Annotated in this window: 21 protein-coding genes; 16 read left to right on the top strand and 5 right to left on the bottom strand. The window is 57.4% G+C overall.

The genetic code is table 11. From position 1 onward, the window contains the following. The first annotated feature begins 24 nt into the window (after positions 1–24). On the top strand, positions 25–438 hold the full coding sequence (locus tag TNEU_RS06855; protein WP_148682511.1) for a hypothetical protein: 414 nt from the start codon (positions 25–27) through the stop codon (positions 436–438). Here the strand turns inward: TNEU_RS06855 and hmgA are convergent. Then, complete coding sequence (gene hmgA, locus TNEU_RS06850; protein ID WP_012350704.1) at positions 428–1,615, bottom strand: hydroxymethylglutaryl-CoA reductase (NADPH); 1,188 nt, start codon at positions 1,613–1,615, stop codon at positions 428–430. The two genes, TNEU_RS06855 and hmgA, sit on opposite strands and share 11 nt — an antisense overlap. Positions 1,616–1,651: 36 nt before the next feature. Between hmgA and TNEU_RS06845 the strand changes: the two genes are divergently transcribed. From TNEU_RS06845 to TNEU_RS06825, 5 genes are all read left to right on the top strand, one after another. After that, a complete protein-coding gene (locus TNEU_RS06845; RefSeq protein ID WP_012350703.1) occupies positions 1,652–2,758 on the top strand; it encodes a thiolase family protein in 1,107 nt (368 codons plus the stop codon). A gap of 34 nt (positions 2,759–2,792) precedes the next feature. After that, on the top strand, positions 2,793–3,191 hold the full coding sequence (locus TNEU_RS06840) for a Zn-ribbon domain-containing OB-fold protein (protein WP_012350702.1): 399 nt from the start codon (positions 2,793–2,795) through the stop codon (positions 3,189–3,191). A gap of 2 nt (positions 3,192–3,193) precedes the next feature. Beyond that, positions 3,194–4,249 carry a hydroxymethylglutaryl-CoA synthase gene (locus TNEU_RS06835; protein ID WP_012350701.1) on the top strand — a complete coding sequence of 352 codons (1,056 nt, stop codon included), beginning with the start codon at positions 3,194–3,196 and terminating at the stop codon, positions 4,247–4,249. Positions 4,250–4,325: 76 nt separating this feature from the next. Then, a complete protein-coding gene (locus TNEU_RS06830; RefSeq protein ID WP_012350700.1) occupies positions 4,326–4,550 on the top strand; it encodes a FaeA/PapI family transcriptional regulator in 225 nt (74 codons plus the stop codon). 27 nt (positions 4,551–4,577) lie between these two features. After that, positions 4,578–5,180 (top strand): hypothetical protein, encoded by a 603-nt coding sequence (locus TNEU_RS06825; RefSeq protein WP_012350699.1) that lies wholly within the window; start codon positions 4,578–4,580, stop codon positions 5,178–5,180. Here the strand turns inward: TNEU_RS06825 and TNEU_RS06820 are convergent. Then, complete coding sequence (locus TNEU_RS06820; protein ID WP_012350698.1) at positions 5,170–5,511, bottom strand: 30S ribosomal protein S25e; 342 nt, start codon at positions 5,509–5,511, stop codon at positions 5,170–5,172. The genes TNEU_RS06825 and TNEU_RS06820 overlap by 11 nt on opposite strands. A 95-nt stretch (positions 5,512–5,606) precedes the next feature. Between TNEU_RS06820 and TNEU_RS06815 the strand changes: the two genes are divergently transcribed. From TNEU_RS06815 to TNEU_RS06770, 10 genes are read left to right on the top strand one after another with little or no spacing between them, the layout of a single operon-like run. Beyond that, a complete protein-coding gene (locus TNEU_RS06815; RefSeq protein ID WP_012350697.1) occupies positions 5,607–6,200 on the top strand; it encodes a TATA-box-binding protein in 594 nt (197 codons plus the stop codon). After that, positions 6,197–6,682: a hypothetical protein gene (locus TNEU_RS06810; RefSeq protein ID WP_012350696.1), complete on the top strand. Its 486-nt coding sequence runs from the start codon at positions 6,197–6,199 to the stop codon at positions 6,680–6,682. The genes TNEU_RS06815 and TNEU_RS06810 overlap by 4 nt, the downstream gene beginning before the upstream one ends. Further along, positions 6,679–7,083 (top strand): Holliday junction resolvase Hjc, encoded by a 405-nt coding sequence (gene hjc, locus TNEU_RS06805; protein WP_012350695.1) that lies wholly within the window; start codon positions 6,679–6,681, stop codon positions 7,081–7,083. The genes TNEU_RS06810 and hjc overlap by 4 nt, the downstream gene beginning before the upstream one ends. Positions 7,084–7,112: 29 nt before the next feature. Continuing rightward, positions 7,113–7,352: a hypothetical protein gene (locus TNEU_RS06800; protein ID WP_012350694.1), complete on the top strand. Its 240-nt coding sequence runs from the start codon at positions 7,113–7,115 to the stop codon at positions 7,350–7,352. A gap of 20 nt (positions 7,353–7,372) precedes the next feature. Next, a complete protein-coding gene (locus tag TNEU_RS06795) occupies positions 7,373–8,050 on the top strand; it encodes a metal-dependent hydrolase (protein ID WP_012350693.1) in 678 nt (225 codons plus the stop codon). A gap of 30 nt (positions 8,051–8,080) precedes the next feature. Further along, entirely contained in the window at positions 8,081–9,442 is a 1,362-nt protein-coding gene (locus tag TNEU_RS06790; RefSeq protein ID WP_012350692.1) for a digeranylgeranylglycerophospholipid reductase, read from the top strand. A gap of 1 nt (position 9,443) precedes the next feature. Further along, positions 9,444–10,013 carry a class II aldolase/adducin family protein gene (locus TNEU_RS06785; RefSeq protein ID WP_012350691.1) on the top strand — a complete coding sequence of 190 codons (570 nt, stop codon included), beginning with the start codon at positions 9,444–9,446 and terminating at the stop codon, positions 10,011–10,013. Continuing rightward, a complete protein-coding gene (locus TNEU_RS06780; RefSeq protein WP_012350690.1) occupies positions 10,001–10,636 on the top strand; it encodes a DUF120 domain-containing protein in 636 nt (211 codons plus the stop codon). Before TNEU_RS06785 ends, TNEU_RS06780 begins: the two co-directional genes overlap by 13 nt. A gap of 11 nt (positions 10,637–10,647) precedes the next feature. Beyond that, on the top strand, positions 10,648–12,003 hold the full coding sequence (locus TNEU_RS06775; protein ID WP_012350689.1) for an ATP-binding protein: 1,356 nt from the start codon (positions 10,648–10,650) through the stop codon (positions 12,001–12,003). A 3-nt stretch (positions 12,004–12,006) separates the two neighbouring features. Further along, complete coding sequence (locus TNEU_RS06770; protein WP_012350688.1) at positions 12,007–13,188, top strand: DNA double-strand break repair nuclease NurA; 1,182 nt, start codon at positions 12,007–12,009, stop codon at positions 13,186–13,188. Here the strand turns inward: TNEU_RS06770 and TNEU_RS06765 are convergent. The 3 genes from TNEU_RS06765 to TNEU_RS06755 are packed head-to-tail and all read right to left on the bottom strand — an operon-like array spanning position 13,185 to position 15,628. Next, positions 13,185–13,754: an ASCH domain-containing protein gene (locus TNEU_RS06765; RefSeq protein WP_012350687.1), complete on the bottom strand. Its 570-nt coding sequence runs from the start codon at positions 13,752–13,754 to the stop codon at positions 13,185–13,187. The genes TNEU_RS06770 and TNEU_RS06765 overlap by 4 nt on opposite strands. A gap of 15 nt (positions 13,755–13,769) precedes the next feature. After that, a complete protein-coding gene (locus TNEU_RS06760) occupies positions 13,770–14,735 on the bottom strand; it encodes a DUF711 family protein (RefSeq protein WP_012350686.1) in 966 nt (321 codons plus the stop codon). After that, positions 14,735–15,628, bottom strand: coding sequence for an N-glycosylase/DNA lyase (locus TNEU_RS06755; RefSeq protein ID WP_148682509.1), 894 nt, complete (start codon positions 15,626–15,628; stop codon positions 14,735–14,737). The genes TNEU_RS06760 and TNEU_RS06755 overlap by 1 nt, the downstream gene beginning before the upstream one ends. Positions 15,629–15,655 lie beyond the last annotated feature (27 nt).

Genomic DNA, 15,655 nt, shown 5'->3' with positions numbered 1-15,655 from the left:
TAAACAGCTTGTACACGTATGTTCGTGGTAATTTACGTTTCGCCGCATAAGACGGACAACAAGACCTCGGCGGCTACGGACTTGAAAAGGGTGATAGTAACCGAGATAATAAACGAGGCTATACACGGGGTTACTATCCTAGACGAGCGAGGCGTCCCTCTTATACATCACCTGCCCAACACCTTGACCGCGAAAACGTTGCGCCAGGTTACAAACCTCATAGAGATAATAAACATAATTAAGCAGAACCAAGACGAGAGCCTCGGCGAGTTCAACTACGTGACGGTGAAATACGCGAACTACAAAGTCGGCATTTTTGAGCTTCCAAACAAGAGGGGGTGGCTTATAGTGTTCGTAAACCCGCTTTGGCACATAGAGAACCTACTTCCCAAGATACGGCAGTTCGCCCACAAGATAAGCCAATCTCTCACCTCTTAGCTCTCCCAAGTCTCTCGTGTGCCGACGCCAGCTCGTTCCGGGCTAGGGCGATGAGCAGATTTGCCTCGCCGGCGAGCACCGCCGCCGCGATGATCTCGGCGAATTTGAGGGCGTTGGTGCCCGGCGGGTTTCCCGAGCCAGCGACGCCGAGTAGCTCCAGGGCCTCCCTCTGCGTCGGCAGTCTGGTGCCGCCGCCGACGGTGCCCACCTCCAGGCTTGGTAGAAAGACGGAGATGTAGAGCCCCTCCTCCCTCGCCTCGGTGGACGTGATGCCCATGCTGGACTCGACCACCTGAGCTACGTCTTGGCCGGTGGCGATGAAAACCGCTGCGACTATGTTCGCGAAATGTGCGTTGAAGCCGTAGGAGTGCGCCAGCGCCGAGCCCAGCAGATTCTTCCTGATGTTCACCTCGTGCACCTCCTCAGGCGTGACCCCCATCCTCTGGAGGATTTCCCTCTTGATAACCGCCTCGGCAACCACAGTCTTCCCCCTCCCCAGGAGGAAGTTCACCGCGTTGGCCTTCTTGTCTACGCAGAGGTTTCCGCTTAACGCCACGAGCTTGGCCTTTGGAAACCTCTCCTGTATGTATCTCGCGGCGGCGTCTGACGCTATGGTGACCATGTTCATGCCCATGGCGTCGCCGGTGAAGAAAACCATCCTAAGCCACACGTAGTTGCCTACGACGTATGGCTGTATCTCCCTCAGCCTTCCTATGCTCGTCGTAGACTCCGCGGCCTTCTTTATTTCTTCCACGTTCTGGTTTATCCACTGGACGAACTCCACCGCGTCTATGAGAGAGGGGAGTCTGAAGAGCGGGGCTCTAGCCATGCCGTCTCTCAAAACCTTCGCTCTAGCTCCGCCGGACTCTGTGATGAGTTTAGCCCCTCTGTTTACCGAGGCCACCAGAGCGCCCTCGGTGGTGGCCAAGGGGATGTAGAACTGGCCGCGGGCGTAATCGCCGTGGATTAACAAAGGACCCGCGACCCCCACCGGCACCTGCACCGCGCCAATCACGTTCTCTATGTTGCGGCCCACCACCGTGTTTAGGTCTATCACGGTCTTGCCGATGTTCTCCAGCTTGACGCCTGTGACCTTCTCCAGGTACTGTCGGCGCGCCTCCGCGGCTTTGTTGGCGTCGCCGTATATCTTCTCGAACTCGTGAAGCTTAACTTCCATTGGAAATTTTTAATATCTTGGCTTTAAAACTCTTCGATGAAAGACGTATATATAGTAGGCGCGGCGCTTCACCCAGTCGGCAGACACTACGGCAAGAACATAGACGACATGGCGGCCGAGGTGTTGGAAAAGGCCATAGGCGACGCCGGAGTCGACGTAGACGCCGTGTTGGTGGCCTCCTCGACCGCCGAACTTGCCGAGAGGCAACAGCTCCTCGGCTCCTACATACTTGAGTCGCTTGGGCTTAACAAAACTCCGGCGTTTAGGGTCGAAAACGGCGACGGCTCCGGAGGCGCCGCCATTTCCATGGCCTATGGTTTGCTCAAGTCCGAGGAGTACAACTGCGTCGCGGTAGTGGGCGTAGATAAACCCAACGACGTGTTGTCAAACCAACAGCAGGACATATACGCTGCCGTGGTCGATACCTACTTCGAGAGGTACTTCGGCGTTACCCCCCTATCGCAAGCGGCCTTGATGGCGAAGATGTATCTCAAGAAGTATGAATACAGGTATGAAGATCTGGCGCAATGGGCTTTGTTGATGCACAATAACGGCGTTGGCAATCCCTATGCCTACCTGAGGAGGCAGGTCAAGCTAGAGGATGCGGTAAACAGCGAGCTTGTAAGCGAGCCGCTACGTCTATACGACATAGGCCCTCTCGCCGATGGGGCGGCTGCGGCGGTGTTGTGTAACAACAGGAAAGACGGACCCCGCCTCTTGTCGGTATCCGCCTCCACAAACTCTACGCCGTTTAACGCAAGAGAGGACTACGACGTTTTATACAGCCTGCGCGATGCATCGCAGCTGGCTTTTAAAAAGGCAAAGATCACGCCTAGGGACATCGCCACAGCCGAAGTCCACGACTCGTTCTCCATACTGGGTGTGTTGGCGGTGGAGGGTCTAGGCATGGCGCAGAAGGGCGGCGCCTTAGCCGCCGTGAAAGACGGCGCTCTACCGGTAAACCTCAGCGGGGGGCTTAAGTCGAGGGGCAACGTGCTTGGCGCCACGGGGGTCTACCAGCTGGTGGAGGTGGCTTGGCAACTCCTCGGCAGGGAGTTCAAACGCGTAGATGGAAGCTACGGCGTTATACACAGCATGGGAGGTGTTGATCGGTTTTCGACCGTTGCAGTAGTCGCGTTATGACAAAGTATAAAAGCAAAACGCTATAAGCCGACGTATGAAACACGAGTCTGTCCCAATCTACTGGAGGAACATCCCCCAGTACTACCGCCTCGTCGCGAAGAGGTGTAAGAAATGTGGCGCTACGTATTTCCCGCCCGTGGTTAGATGTAGATGTGGATCCCTAGAGCTGGAAAACGTGGAGTTGCCGCGAGAGGGAAAACTCGTCGAGTTCACCGTGCTCTACCAAGTGGGGACTGACTTCCTCAAACAGAAGCCCTTGATCATAGGCATCGTGGAGTTGGCAAACGGCGTAAGAGTAACCGGCCAGATCATAGACGCCCAGCCCAATAAGCTGACCCCAGGCACGAAGGTGGAGACGGTCTTCCGGAGGGTTGTGGTAGACGGGAAACATGGGCTTGTGATGTACGGCTATAAGTTCCGGCCGGTAGAGTGACCATGGGCCGCGTCGGCGTTGTCAGCTGGGGGGCATATATACCGAAGTACAGGATAAGGACGGAGGAGGTGGCGCGGATATGGGGCGACGACCCGCTCCGCATCGTGGATCTATACCTCGTCGATGAGAAGAGCGTTGAGGGTATAGACGAAGACGCCGTGACAATAGCCGTCGAGGCCGCCAGGAGGGCGCTGAGGAGGGCTACCCTAGACCCCAGAAGGATAGGGGCAGTGTACGTAGGCACAGAGTCTAAGCCATACGCCGTAAAGCCCATCTCCTCCATCTTAATCGACGCGCTTGGCCTTTCCAACAACGTCTTCGCGGTCGACATGGAGTTTGCATGTAAGGCCGGGAGCGAGGGGTTGATGGCCGCGGTTGGGCTAGTGGAGTCGGGGAAGGTGGAATACGGCATGACCGTCGGCGCCGACACGTCGCAGGGAGAGCCCGGGGAGCACCTGGAGTACTCCGCTAGTAGCGGCGGAGTGGCTCTGGTGGTGGGCAGAGAGGGGGTGGCTGCGGAGCTTGAGGCGGCGTACGCCTACGCCTCAGACACGCCGGACTTCTGGAGAAGGGAAGGCTCGCCGTATCCCATGCACGGCGAAGGCTTCACCGGCGAACCCGCCTACTTCCGCCACGTGATCAACGCCGCGAGGGGGCTGATGGCCGCGTACGGGTACAAACCCTCGGACTTCGCATATGCGGTGTTCCATCAGCCAAACGGGAGATTCCCCGTACGGGCGGCCTCGACACTTAATATACCCATGGAAAAGGTAAAGCCGGGGATAGTGGTGACGCACATTGGAAACACATACAACGCATCGGCGCTCATGGGGTTCGCCAAGGTGTTGGACCAAGCTAAGCCGGGCGACAAGATACTGGTGGTGACGTTTGGAAGCGGGGCTGGGTCTAACGCGTACGTCTTCTCCGCCACCGACCTCATAAAGGAGAGACAAAACGCGGCTGTGCCCACCGTCGAGGCGATGCTACGCGACAAGATCTACGTAGACTACGCCCAGTACCTCAAGATGCGCAAGATGATAAAGCTCTTCGAGTATTGAGTGGCCATACTCAGAGACGGTTAGGGTATTACTTTTTTTCAACGGCAGTGAAAAAAGCCCAGAGGCGCCATCCTACATGCCGAGGAGGCAGACTGACAAGGTGTTTGAACGTAAGGAGCAGATCATTGAGTACCTTAAGACCTACGGAGAGTTAACGACCAGCAGACTGATCCAGCTCACTGGGCTTAGCCACTCCCAGATATTCTACATACTGAAGCTTTTGGAGAAGGAGAACGTGGTTAAAGAGGTGAAGAGGGGGAAGATCGCCTACTGGCGGCTCGTCGAGGCCAAGGAGGCATAGTTTTTATCTCCCCCCTGGCGTATATCTGTGCTCACTGAGCTTTACAAGGCCGGCAAGGTTAGACAGGAAGCTCTAGGCGTCCTAGCCAAGTCCGTCATATGTGCAAAAACCGGCTGTCTAACCTCGGGCCCCGAGGCGGTTTTCGGCAACTTGGCCCTCCCCCTAACCGAGAGCTTAACGGCAGCTCCGAGACAGAAAGCGCCGCAACAGAGGAGGCAGACGCCTAAGTTGGCCCAGCCACAGCCCAAGCGACAGGAGCAGAAGCAACAACAGCCGCCGGAGCAGAGGCCTGCCGCCGTTTCGCAACCCCCAAAGCCCCAAGAGACAAAAGTCGAGGAGAAGAGGGAGGAGGCGAGCTGGGGCTCCCTAGTGGCTTTACTCGCGGAGGAGGCCAGGGTTGATAGATCCAAGGCGGAGGCCGTCATAGACGCTTTGATGAACTACCTCTCTATATACCCCAGCGTGGGAGTCATCAGACTTGTCGAGGACGTGTCAAGGCTTGCGAAGGTCGAACATAGGGCGGTGAGGGCCGCCCTCGAAATCCTCAGATCTGCGGACGTGGTCGAGCTCAGGGAGGAGGGGGTGGTCAACCTGAGGAAGCTCGTGAGAAGAGGCGATATTAAGCTTTAGCCTTTCCGGCCGGCACGTAGATCTCGGTCCTATGCCCCTTCGATACTAGGACCAAGTCTCCCCTGTCGCGCAGGTTCCTAAGAACCTTAAACGCTATGGACATCTTTATCCCGTACTTCGAGGCGACCTCGTACGGGGTTACAACCTTTAGGCTCTGGACCTCCTTGGCGATGGTCTGAAAGACCTTCTCATCAAGCGTCTGTATTGTCCTCTTGGCCTGGGCCTCCTCCTTCTTTACCTCTTTCTTGCCCTTCTGCGGCTGTTGCTGGACCTTCTCCTTCTCGGCCTTCTTCGCCAGCTGGCTAAGAGTAGGTCTCTTTTTCCCTCCCATGTGGGATACGACTGCGGAGATATTTAAACTTAATGAGGAGCCGTCTACGCTATTTTAAACTAGGGATATTTAAATATGGGTTTATAAATTCGCGTATGGCCTCAAAAGGGCCGTCATACCGCATTGAAAACATTGTGGCCACCGTCAACCTAGGGGTCGAGCTAGACCTTGAAAAACTCGCCGAAAGGCTCACCATGGCCGAGTACAACCCTGATCAATTCCCCGGCTTAATACTTAGGCTTACCAAGCCCAGGATCTCCGCCCTAATTTTCCGCACAGGCAAGATGGTGTGTACGGGGGCTAAAAACGAGGAGGACTTAAAAAACGCGGTGAGAGCCCTAGTGAAGCTCTTGAAGGACCACGGCGCGGATGTGCCCTTCGACCCCGAGGTGCAGATACAGAACATTGTGGCTAGCGGAAACCTCTTCGCCGAGGTCGACCTAGAGCAGGCGGTTCTTATGTTGGAGAACGCCATGTACGAGCCTGAGCAGTTCCCCGGCCTCATTTACAGGATGTCTTCGCCGAGGGTGGTCATCCTCATCTTCGGCTCCGGGAAGATAGTGTGCACAGGCGCTAAGTCTGAGAAGGACGTGGCTACGGCGGTTCAGAAGCTTTACAACCAGCTCAAGGACCTGGGCGTATTGTACATAGAGGAGGGCGAAGCCGAAGAGGGCGAGGAGGAGTTGTGATCTACATCTACAGCGAGAGGTATATCGACGTAGATCTCCCCCAGATTACGCCTACATGTGAACCGCCCGACCCCAGAGTGATTCCCCTGGTGGGGGACGACCTTCGTTGCCTCTACGCCGCGTTGAGGAAGAGCCGCGCGGTGGCCTTAAAAGCCAGAAGCAGGATCTGGCTCGCCCTAGCGCGCGAGCTTAAGCCAGACGCGGTCATATACGCGTGGGGGCTTCCCATCCGTAGGGGCAACGTAATTCCGGTGTACCCAGGGGGCGAATATAGGGGGCCGGGCCTCTACTACGTAAGAAGCAGGCGCGAGCTGAAGGCGCTACTCGGCAGAGCCATAGACGGCGTAGTTCTAGACGCGGGGGCGTTCGACCCGCACCTAGTTGAACAGATCGTGAAAGGCGCGGTCCGTTGCGACTGCGCTAGATGCGACGTGGTGGAAAAACTCCTATGCGACGTATACAGGGAGGTGGAGGTCCTATGAGCGTCAAACGCAAGGGCTCAGCCAAGGAGAGAGAGCTGGCTAACTACTTCTGGGAGCGTGGCTGTGCCGTGTTGAGAGGCTGTTCCTCAGGGGGCGGGGTGAGGAAGAGGTACGTCCCAGATATAGTGGCTATATGCCGAGGGGTGGTGTTGGTGTTTGAGGTAAAATACCGTTCCAAAGCTTCGCCTATAAGGCTAGAGCCGGAGAAGCTGGAAAAGCTCGTGGAGTTCGCGAGACGTGCCGGCGGCCGGCCCCTGCTCCTGGTCAAATACGGGCGAGACCCCTGGAGAGTGCTGGAGGCAAGGGAGAAGGTGGACAGGGAGGAGTACGAGAAGAGCGTGGAGCTCAGGGCTTTCCTAGAGTCGCTCTTCTCCGCGAGGTTGGAGGAGTACTTCCGGTAGTGTTTATAAAGGCCTAGGTGGTTAAAGGCGTGAAGGAGTTTGAGAAGGTGGCTGAGCTGGTAAGAAGGCTGGGCGGAGGCTACGTGAGATACGTGAAGTGGAGCTACGCACCTGCCACCGACACCTACCACCTCAAGATATATCTCGTGAAGCCGGTGGAGTGGAGGGTGCTCTCGGAAATAGTGAAAGAGCTCGAGAGGGGGTTTTCCGTTAGGGTCTACGCGCCTCACGCCCACGCGCTTAGGCTAGACCTAAAGAAAAAGATATAAGTTCCAAGCTACCACGGTTTATGCAGATTAGGTGGTTTGGACACTCGGCGTTTATGGTGGAGGTGCAGGGCCTGAAGCTCTTGATCGACCCTTGGATCTCCAACCCCCTGTCGCCCACCTCCCCACAGGAGGTTGCCAACATGAGGCCAACCCACATCTTGATAACGCACGACCACTTCGACCACATGGGCGACGCCGTGGATATAAGCAAGGCCGCCGGCGCGCCGATAGTTGGGACATACGAGCTAACTCTTGAGGTCGCCGAGAAGGGGATACCCGAGGCGCAGACTGTGCCTATGAACATAGGCGGCACCATAAAGTTGGGAGACGGCGTGGAGGTCTACATGACCCCTGCATTACACACGGCGAACAGAGGTGCGCCGTCTGGCTTCGTAATAGCTACCCCCCAGGGGACGGTGTACCACGCCGGGGACACGGGCTTGTTTAGAGATATGGAGCTGATAGCGGAGTTGTACGACATAGACGTGGCGATGTTGCCGATAGGTAGCGTCTTTACCATGGGGCCGCGCGAGGCCGCCATAGCTACGCAGTTTCTGAGGCCTAGGAGGGTGGTGCCCATGCACTACAACACCTTCCCGCTTATTAGACAAGACCCCGAGGATTTCAAGGCGAGGGTGGAGGCGGTGTCGCGGGCTAAGGTGTACATAATGAAGCCTGGCGACGTCCTCAAGCTCTAATTTTTTAATATCCAACGCATCTCCCCCTCGATGGTAGAGAGATTTGACGTTGTTGTAGTGGGGGCTGGGACAGCTGGCGCTTTTGCCTCGTACCTCCTCGCCAAGAACGGGTTTAGGGTCGCCCTCCTCGAGTCTAAAAGCGGCCAGGAGATAGGGGTTAAGACCTGCGGCGATGGGCTAGGCCTACACCACGTGGAGAGGATCTCTAGGCACATAACCCCCAACCCCAAGGTGTTTCAGAACAAGATCGAAGGCGTGGAGCTGATAAGTCCTGACGAGAAAACCAGGCTTGTCATAAAGGGGGAGGGCTACGTGCTGGATAGATTTGCGTGGGGGAAGTGGTTGGTTGAGGAGGCGGTGAAGGCCGGGGCCGTCCTATACGAGGGACACACGGCCACGACCCCCCTAGTCGACAACGGGGCGGTGGTGGGCGTAAGGGCTGTGGAGAGGAGGACGGGTAGCCCTAAGGAGTTTGCGGCGAAGGTGGTGGTGGACGCCTCGGGATCAGCCGCCGTGTTGAGGAGCAAGCTGGCGGGCTGGCCTATTTCGGAGCCGCTTCATCCTGAGGACGTCTCCCACGCCTATAGGGAAATCGTGTACGTGGAGGAGCCTCTGGATTCTCCGCAGTACATCAAGATATATCTTGACATGGTCACGGCGCCTGGGGGCTACTGGTGGATCTTTCCGAGGAGCGCCACGATGCTCAACGTCGGGTTGGGGATTTGGGGGATACTGAAGCAGAACCCGAGGACGAACTACGAGAGGTATATACTGCCGCGGTTTAAGATAAAGGGCAAGTACCACATCGGGGGAGGGTTCATACCGACGAGAAGACCGCTGAAGAGCCTGGTGGGGAACGGGATAGTTGCGCTTGGGGACGCGGCCGCCGCGGTCAACCCGATACACGGCGGCGGGATCGGCCAAGCGTTGCTCACGGCGGAGCTCGCCTCTAGAGCTATATCGAAGGCCTTTGAGGCGGGGGACTTCTCGGAGAAGGCGCTGTGGGAGTACAACCTCCTCTACATGAGGGAGTGGGGGTATAGGCAGGCTCAGCTCGACGTCTTACGCCTCATGCTTCAGACTCTCGACAACGACGACCTCAACTTCGGGCTCTCCCGGAAGATCCTCAACGAGGACGAGATATACCACCTGGCGGCGAAGGGTACGAACATATCCATAGTCGACAAGCTGAGGGTGATGATGCAGTTCATCGGCAGACCTGCCTTGTTGAAAAAGCTCAGCACGTCTATCCAGTACGCCAAGGAGATAGGGGATCTCTACCTGGCCTACCCAGGCGAGAGGGCTGAGCTAGAGCGGTGGCACAGCAGGGTGGTGGATAAGTACAACGAGTTCCGCGAGAAAATCGGGCTAGGGCCTCTGCCGGCTGAGTAGGATGGGGGTAGAGGAGGAGTTTTTACGATATGTAAAACTTTTGTACGAGAGAGGCTATCTAACTCTGCTCTCCGGCAACGTCTCGTTGCGCGTGGGAGATAAGGTCTTGGTCACCCCCACAACCCGCCCCAAGCCCTTTCTAACTGTGGACGACCTTGTCTGGATCGACCTCGAGGGGAGGGTAGTCAAGGGAGGCCTCAAGCCGACTAGCGAGTGGCGTATGCATGTGGCTATATACAGGAGACGCCCAGACGTAAACGCCGTGGTGCACGTACACGACATACTGCCGACGGTGCTCGCCGAGAGGCTAAACCCATCGCTTCTCTCTGAGGCGGAGTTGCAGCTTGGGACCGAGATAGCCGTGGTGCCGTATATCCAACCCGGCACGGCCGAGTTGGCGGAGGCCGTGGCATCGGCGTTGGAGCGGCGTAACGCAGCCGTGTTAAAGAGACACGGCGTTGTGACGGTTGGGAGGGATCTTGCCGAGGCTGTCAACAGGGCAGAGGTTGTGTCAGACGTGGCGAAGGCCACGCTCTACAGCCTCATCGCCTCAAAGCTATGGAGTGCGTAGATAGGCGGCTCGTGGGGGATCTAATAGCCGTCTCCTCGGTTGAGGGCCTCCCGGTGTCTGAAGCCGCGAGAAGGCTTTGCTTAACACGCCAGGGGCTTTACAAGCTCCTTAGGCACTTGAGGGAGGGGGGATACGTCGAGGAGGGGCCGGTGGTTAAGCTGAGCCAGAGGGGGAAAGACCTCCTCAGTTCGGTGCTTAGGGACCTCCTGATCTACTTCAACATAGCGTCCCTCAAGCTCCTTGGGCAGGTGGTAAGCGGCTTGGGGGAGGGGGCCTTCTATATGTCCCTCGAAGGCTACAGACGCGCGGTTGAGCGGCTACTGGGGTTTACGCCGTATCCCGGCACGTTAAATCTGAAGCTAGACCCAAAGTCGATGGCGTATAGGAGGTACCTCGACAGCCTCCCGGGCGTCCACATCCCCGGCTTTTCAGATGGGGTTAGGACATACGGCGCCGTGAAGGCCTTCCGGGCGAGGATAAGGGATATAGAGGGCGCCGTGGTGATGCCGGAGAGGACGCACCATCCGACCGACGTCGTAGAGGTGATCGCCCCCGTGAAGCTCCGCGAGGCGTTAGGCTTGAGAGACGGGGATAAGGTGGAGATAGAGATATATCTTGACTAGGATAGGGGAACGTGAGGGAGCTTGGGATTGTGGTAAGCGGCGCCACGGTGGGGGCGATACCGGTCCAGATATACAGAAACGCGGAGCGCTACGCCGTAGAAGAACAGCTAGTGGGTGTAGTAGATCGGGAGAACCCCGGGGAGGTCGTCGTCGGTTTCCTCAGGAGAATCACGAAGCTAGAGCCTGTAATTAGAGACAGAGTTAGGACCCCCTACGTGGACAAGCCGGAGATGGTGGACTACGGCATACTACTGCCGTATACCTCCGCCATCGTGAAGCCCTACATCGCCGTGAGAGACGGCCGGGTTGGCGAGGTTACAAACGTTGTAACCCCCGGCTCCAAGGTCTATCTACTAGACGCCTCGCTGTTGGAGGGGGCTCTCAAAGGCGACTACATATACGTTGGGGCGCACAAGTACTCCGGCTGGGCGTTGCCCCTAGATGTCCGATATATAACCCACCACGTCGGCGTCTTCGGCGCAACGGGCGTGGGGAAGTCCAGGTTGGTAAGGGCGTTGGTGAACGAGCTCGCGGCGAGGGGCTACAGGGTGGTGGTGTTTGACCACACCGGCGTGGACTACGCCCCCCACTACTCCGCCGTGGTGAAATCCACCGAGGTTAAGATCCCTCCCAACATCCTGGCCTCGGTCATAGCTAGAGTAGCGCAGCTCCAGTGGCAGACCCACGGCGAGTACCTAGAGATCGCCACTATGACATACGAAGGTAGGTGGTCGAAAGACGCCTTCATAGCCCACGTCAAGAGGGTGATGAAGAGACTTGGCGCGAGAGATTCGACGATTGAGAAGGTGGAGCTGTACCTCAAGCACCTCGTGGACAGCGCCTTTTTCGAAGAGCTCAACAACAGGGTGAAGTCGCCAGATGACATACTCTCCATAGGCTCAACCCCCGTGGTGGTGGACCTAAGCTACGACACGGACCTCTCCGTAAAACAGGCAATCGTTGCGTCGGTTATCGAAGCGGCGTGGGCCAGAGTCAAGAGGGGGAAGGCATCCGCCAACACCGTGTTTGTGATAGATGAGGCCCAGAACTACGCCCCCCAGACGTGGACAATATCTAAAGACGCGATTGAGACAACGGTGAGGGAGGGGAGGAAGTGGGGTCTCTCGGTGGTGCTCGCCAGCCAGCGGATAGTCGGAGACATAGACCCCTCCATAAGAGCCAACCTGGGGACGGTGTTTTTCTCCAGGCTCACGGCGCCTACCGACGTCAGAGAGATATCGACATACCTAGACCTTGCGGACATAAACGAGAGCGTTTTGGCGCAGCTACAGCCTAGGGAGTTCTTCGTTGCCGGTCTCATGAACCCGTTGCGCAAGCCTATCTTGATCAAGACCAGGGAGGTTTAACACATGGCGCTACACGACGCCGAGACTCTAGACTACTGGATCGAGCCGGATCTCCTTGTCGCCCTGAGACACGACCTGGAGAGGTACGCCCAGAGGCTTACGCAGCTGCGGAAGTTGGTGGAGGAGCTCTCCGCCCTGAGGGATAGGGTGCAGCCTAGGGAGATAGGCGCCCCACGCCAGTTCGACGTATACGCCGTGGACTCCTCCTACGGCTCTCCGCCTCTTGAATTGATAGGCGGCGTCTTCACAGTTGTTGCGTACGGCTATGTAGGGGTTGTAAAGGGGGTACAGGACAGATATCTCACAGGCGCCGTCTACTTCAGCGATAGCAGAGAGGGGGATGTGTCTAGGTTCTCGTCGTTGCTCGAGAAGCGGCTGGCGGCGAGGCTTTTGGAGGCTAAGGCCAATGGCAGGAAAAGCCTAGACCTCCTGTTGCTAGACGGCGAAATAGCCCTACACCCCCTCCCGTATAACCTCGCCGCGAGGGGCGGCAGATACGAGGAGGTAAACAGGGCTGTAGACAGGATGCTGAGGGCGGCAGCTCAAAGCAGAACGACGGTTGTGGGGGTTGTAAAAAGGGTCAGATCTAGGTACCTCTCTGTGGCGGCGGGCAGATGCCTGCCTGTGAACGACAAAATCGCCGCCTCCGCGGTTTTGAGACAAGGCGAATACCTAGTCCTTGGAAAACTGAGAGACATCCTGCCCCGGTGGGCGCAGCTGCACTACGCCGAATGCGAAGGCCGCGCCGAGAGGGACCACATTCTGAGGTGCGCCGGCGGCGAGGCCGTAAAGCTCAGCGAGCGGGGAGAGAGGCTGTGTAACAGGCTTAGGGAATTTGGCATAAACTTCAGAAGGGTTCTCGAGTCGGGGGACTACCCCAACCTCCGCCACCTGGGAGACGTCGAGGTGGCGTACTACGTACCGCCGGGGCACAAGACGGCCATACGCGTGGAGGTGCTGGACTTCGGGGCGTTGGGGGTCGACAACGTAATATCGTATCTCGCCTCGACGGCCTCAACAGTCACGGGGTTCCCCCAGATCCTAGACTCGGTCGATCAGTATGTGAGAGTGAGCCAAGACCTCGTGGAGGCCGTGCTCACGGCGTTGCTTACGAAGACGCCGGATTCGCTCGCATACATCATGTGGCCTACAAACGCCCAAAAAAGACTCGCAGGCCGCTTCTAAGCGCCCGCCCCCTCCGCGTCTCTGCCGCCTAGCTCCTCGAAAAGCCTCGAGGCGGCCCTCCTCAAGACCCTCCTGATTATGCCCCTCTTCTCTACTGTGCCAAACAGCCTGAGCGATGCCTTGCGTAAGCTACCCGCCTCCACTACGGCCTTTAGAATCCGCTCCTCCCGCCTGTCTAGCTTGAGTCTGTTTAAAGCCATAGCCGCGATCTCTACCGGCGATAGCCCGCCGTAGAAGGAGTCCTCCGGCATGTCCACCTTTTTCACCTCTCTAAACCTAATTATCGTCACGGTGGAGGTTTCCCTGATGCCGGGGTATCGCCTCTTTAGAAACCGGAGTAGCTCCTCCCTGCTTCTAAAGCCGTCTACAAGGGCGTCCTCCTCCGTGAGATCGGCGACGCGTTTATACACAACCTCGGAGACCTCCGCCACGGCCACGATACGCCCTCTGCTGTGGATGTACAGCCTGTCCGACACCCGGAGAACGCCAGGTCTAACTGTGCTCCTCTTCCTACCCTCCAGCAACATTTTAACGTACCTAGAGGAGAGCATCAGGTGCCGTATCACACCTAGGCAACTGCACTAGGTTAAATCTAGTGCGGGCGTTTTGCCAAAGCCCTCTACGTAGTACTCGTCGACCTCAACCGGGAAAATCCTCACGCCGACAGGTCGGCGCTTCGATGTGGCCAGGGAGGCCACGTCGTACAACAGCCGCTTCAGCCTCCCCCAATCTGTTACCTTGATCGGGGCCATGTCGAGGCCTGGAACACACACCGGTATATAGCTGACGAGCTTTGCTAAATCAAGCGCGCCCTCTACAACCAGCCGCTTAAGCTCCTCGTCTTCGGCCAGCGGGAGCATCACCTCGTTGAAACCGACTTTTTTCACGCTAGCCGCCGCGATGGCCTTGTTTAAGGTGTAGATGGCGTGGTGCGATCCAACATCGCCCAGCCTTACGCCGAAAAGCCTCTCCACGGCCCTTGCCACGCTCTCCTCTCCCCACGGAGAGAGCGACCCGTCTACGCCCAAGAACTTCAGGCCTAAGGTCTCCGCGATGTATCTACCGACGTCTTCCCCCCTCTTCAGCACGCGTTCGACATCCTCTATCTTTTCCAGGTCGTTGGGGTAGAGGAGCGATATCGAGATCCCGCGCTCTGTTGTGATAGAGGCCGGAAAGTAGGGGGAGTTGTAGGTGGGCTCCCCCACTAAGAGGGAGACGTAACGCGATAGGTGAACCTCGCCCTTTAAGTGTATGATCTTTAGGAACCTCAGATACTCAACGACGTCGTTTAGAGTTCCGAAGACTCCATAAAGCGACACGAGCCTGTGGAGATCCTCTGCACCGTAGTAGAGATGTAACGCGGATATGTACTCGGCCCCTAGATTTTTCAATTTATTGATAACCTCCTCGGCGTATCTAGGCGGAGGTGGCGAGACGGACACGCGCAGAGTTAGGGCTCCTGCCTCTCTGGCGGCGTCTAAAAACCTCTCCGCGATGGAGAGGTCGTCGCTCCACCCGAGGTGTAGGGTGACGGATCTGACCCTCATCAGTAGTACCACGTCAAGAGGTGTAGATGCTCTGGCGGAAACCGCGAGAGGGAGTAGGCCTTACACATGTCCTTGAACGGACAGCTTTGGCACCTGGGCGCATCTCTTGTACATACCCGACGTCCGAAGTTCCAGAGGTAGTCGTCTAGGGCGAAGGGGTGTACGTCTGCGAATTTAGCCACGATCCTCCACGCGGTTTTTACCACCTCCCTAAGTCTGACGTCCTCCTCGCGCGTCACCTCGGCGCCGCTTTCTAAGAAGTCGAAGCTTATGTCCACGATGCCGAGCCGGTAGGCAACTCTGGAGAGGTGGTTGTCCACCGGCACGTCGGCCTCTTCGAGGTCTTTAAAATCCGCCAGCCTCCTCCCGTCGAGAAACTTGGCGAGTAGTAGCGCCTTCTTTCCCACCGGGTCCTCATAGGCTCTAAGGCCCTCCAACGATCTGCGAAGTCCGGAGATGCTCTCCCTTGAGACCATCTTCTCAAAGCCTCCGCGGGCCGCCGCCTTGCGGCCCACGTCTCTCATCAGAAGCACCCTGACGTTGAAGTCCCAGATCTTTTTCCCCCCCAGCGAGAGCAGGGCTTCGGCCTTGTCGGGCGTAAGCCCGGCGAGGTTCTCCGCCTTGAAGAAGCCTCTGTCGTACGCCAGCCTGCCCAGCCTATATAGGGCGTCTGCCCCGTGGAAGAACTCACCTGCGATCTGGCCTTCAAAGGGCTCCCAGAGGCTGGTCCTGTGGTCTATGGCTACCATCGTCACGAAGAAGGCGAGCTGATCCTCCACCGGGTCTTCTGGAGGCGGGTAGAAGCGGCTGTCTAAGTAGCTATCCCTATTGGGCTTTAGACTCTTCAGGATGCCGGCAACCGCCTCGGCCCTATCTACGTCTATCGTTTCCACGGCTGGCATATGGTTAATAAATAAAGC

The sequence above is a fragment of the Pyrobaculum neutrophilum V24Sta genome (assembly GCF_000019805.1).
GTDB classification, from domain to species: Archaea; Thermoproteota; Thermoprotei; order Thermoproteales; family Thermoproteaceae; genus Pyrobaculum; species Pyrobaculum neutrophilum.
Note: the sequence above shows the minus strand (reverse complement) of the source record. Positions and strands in the feature narration are given on the sequence as shown.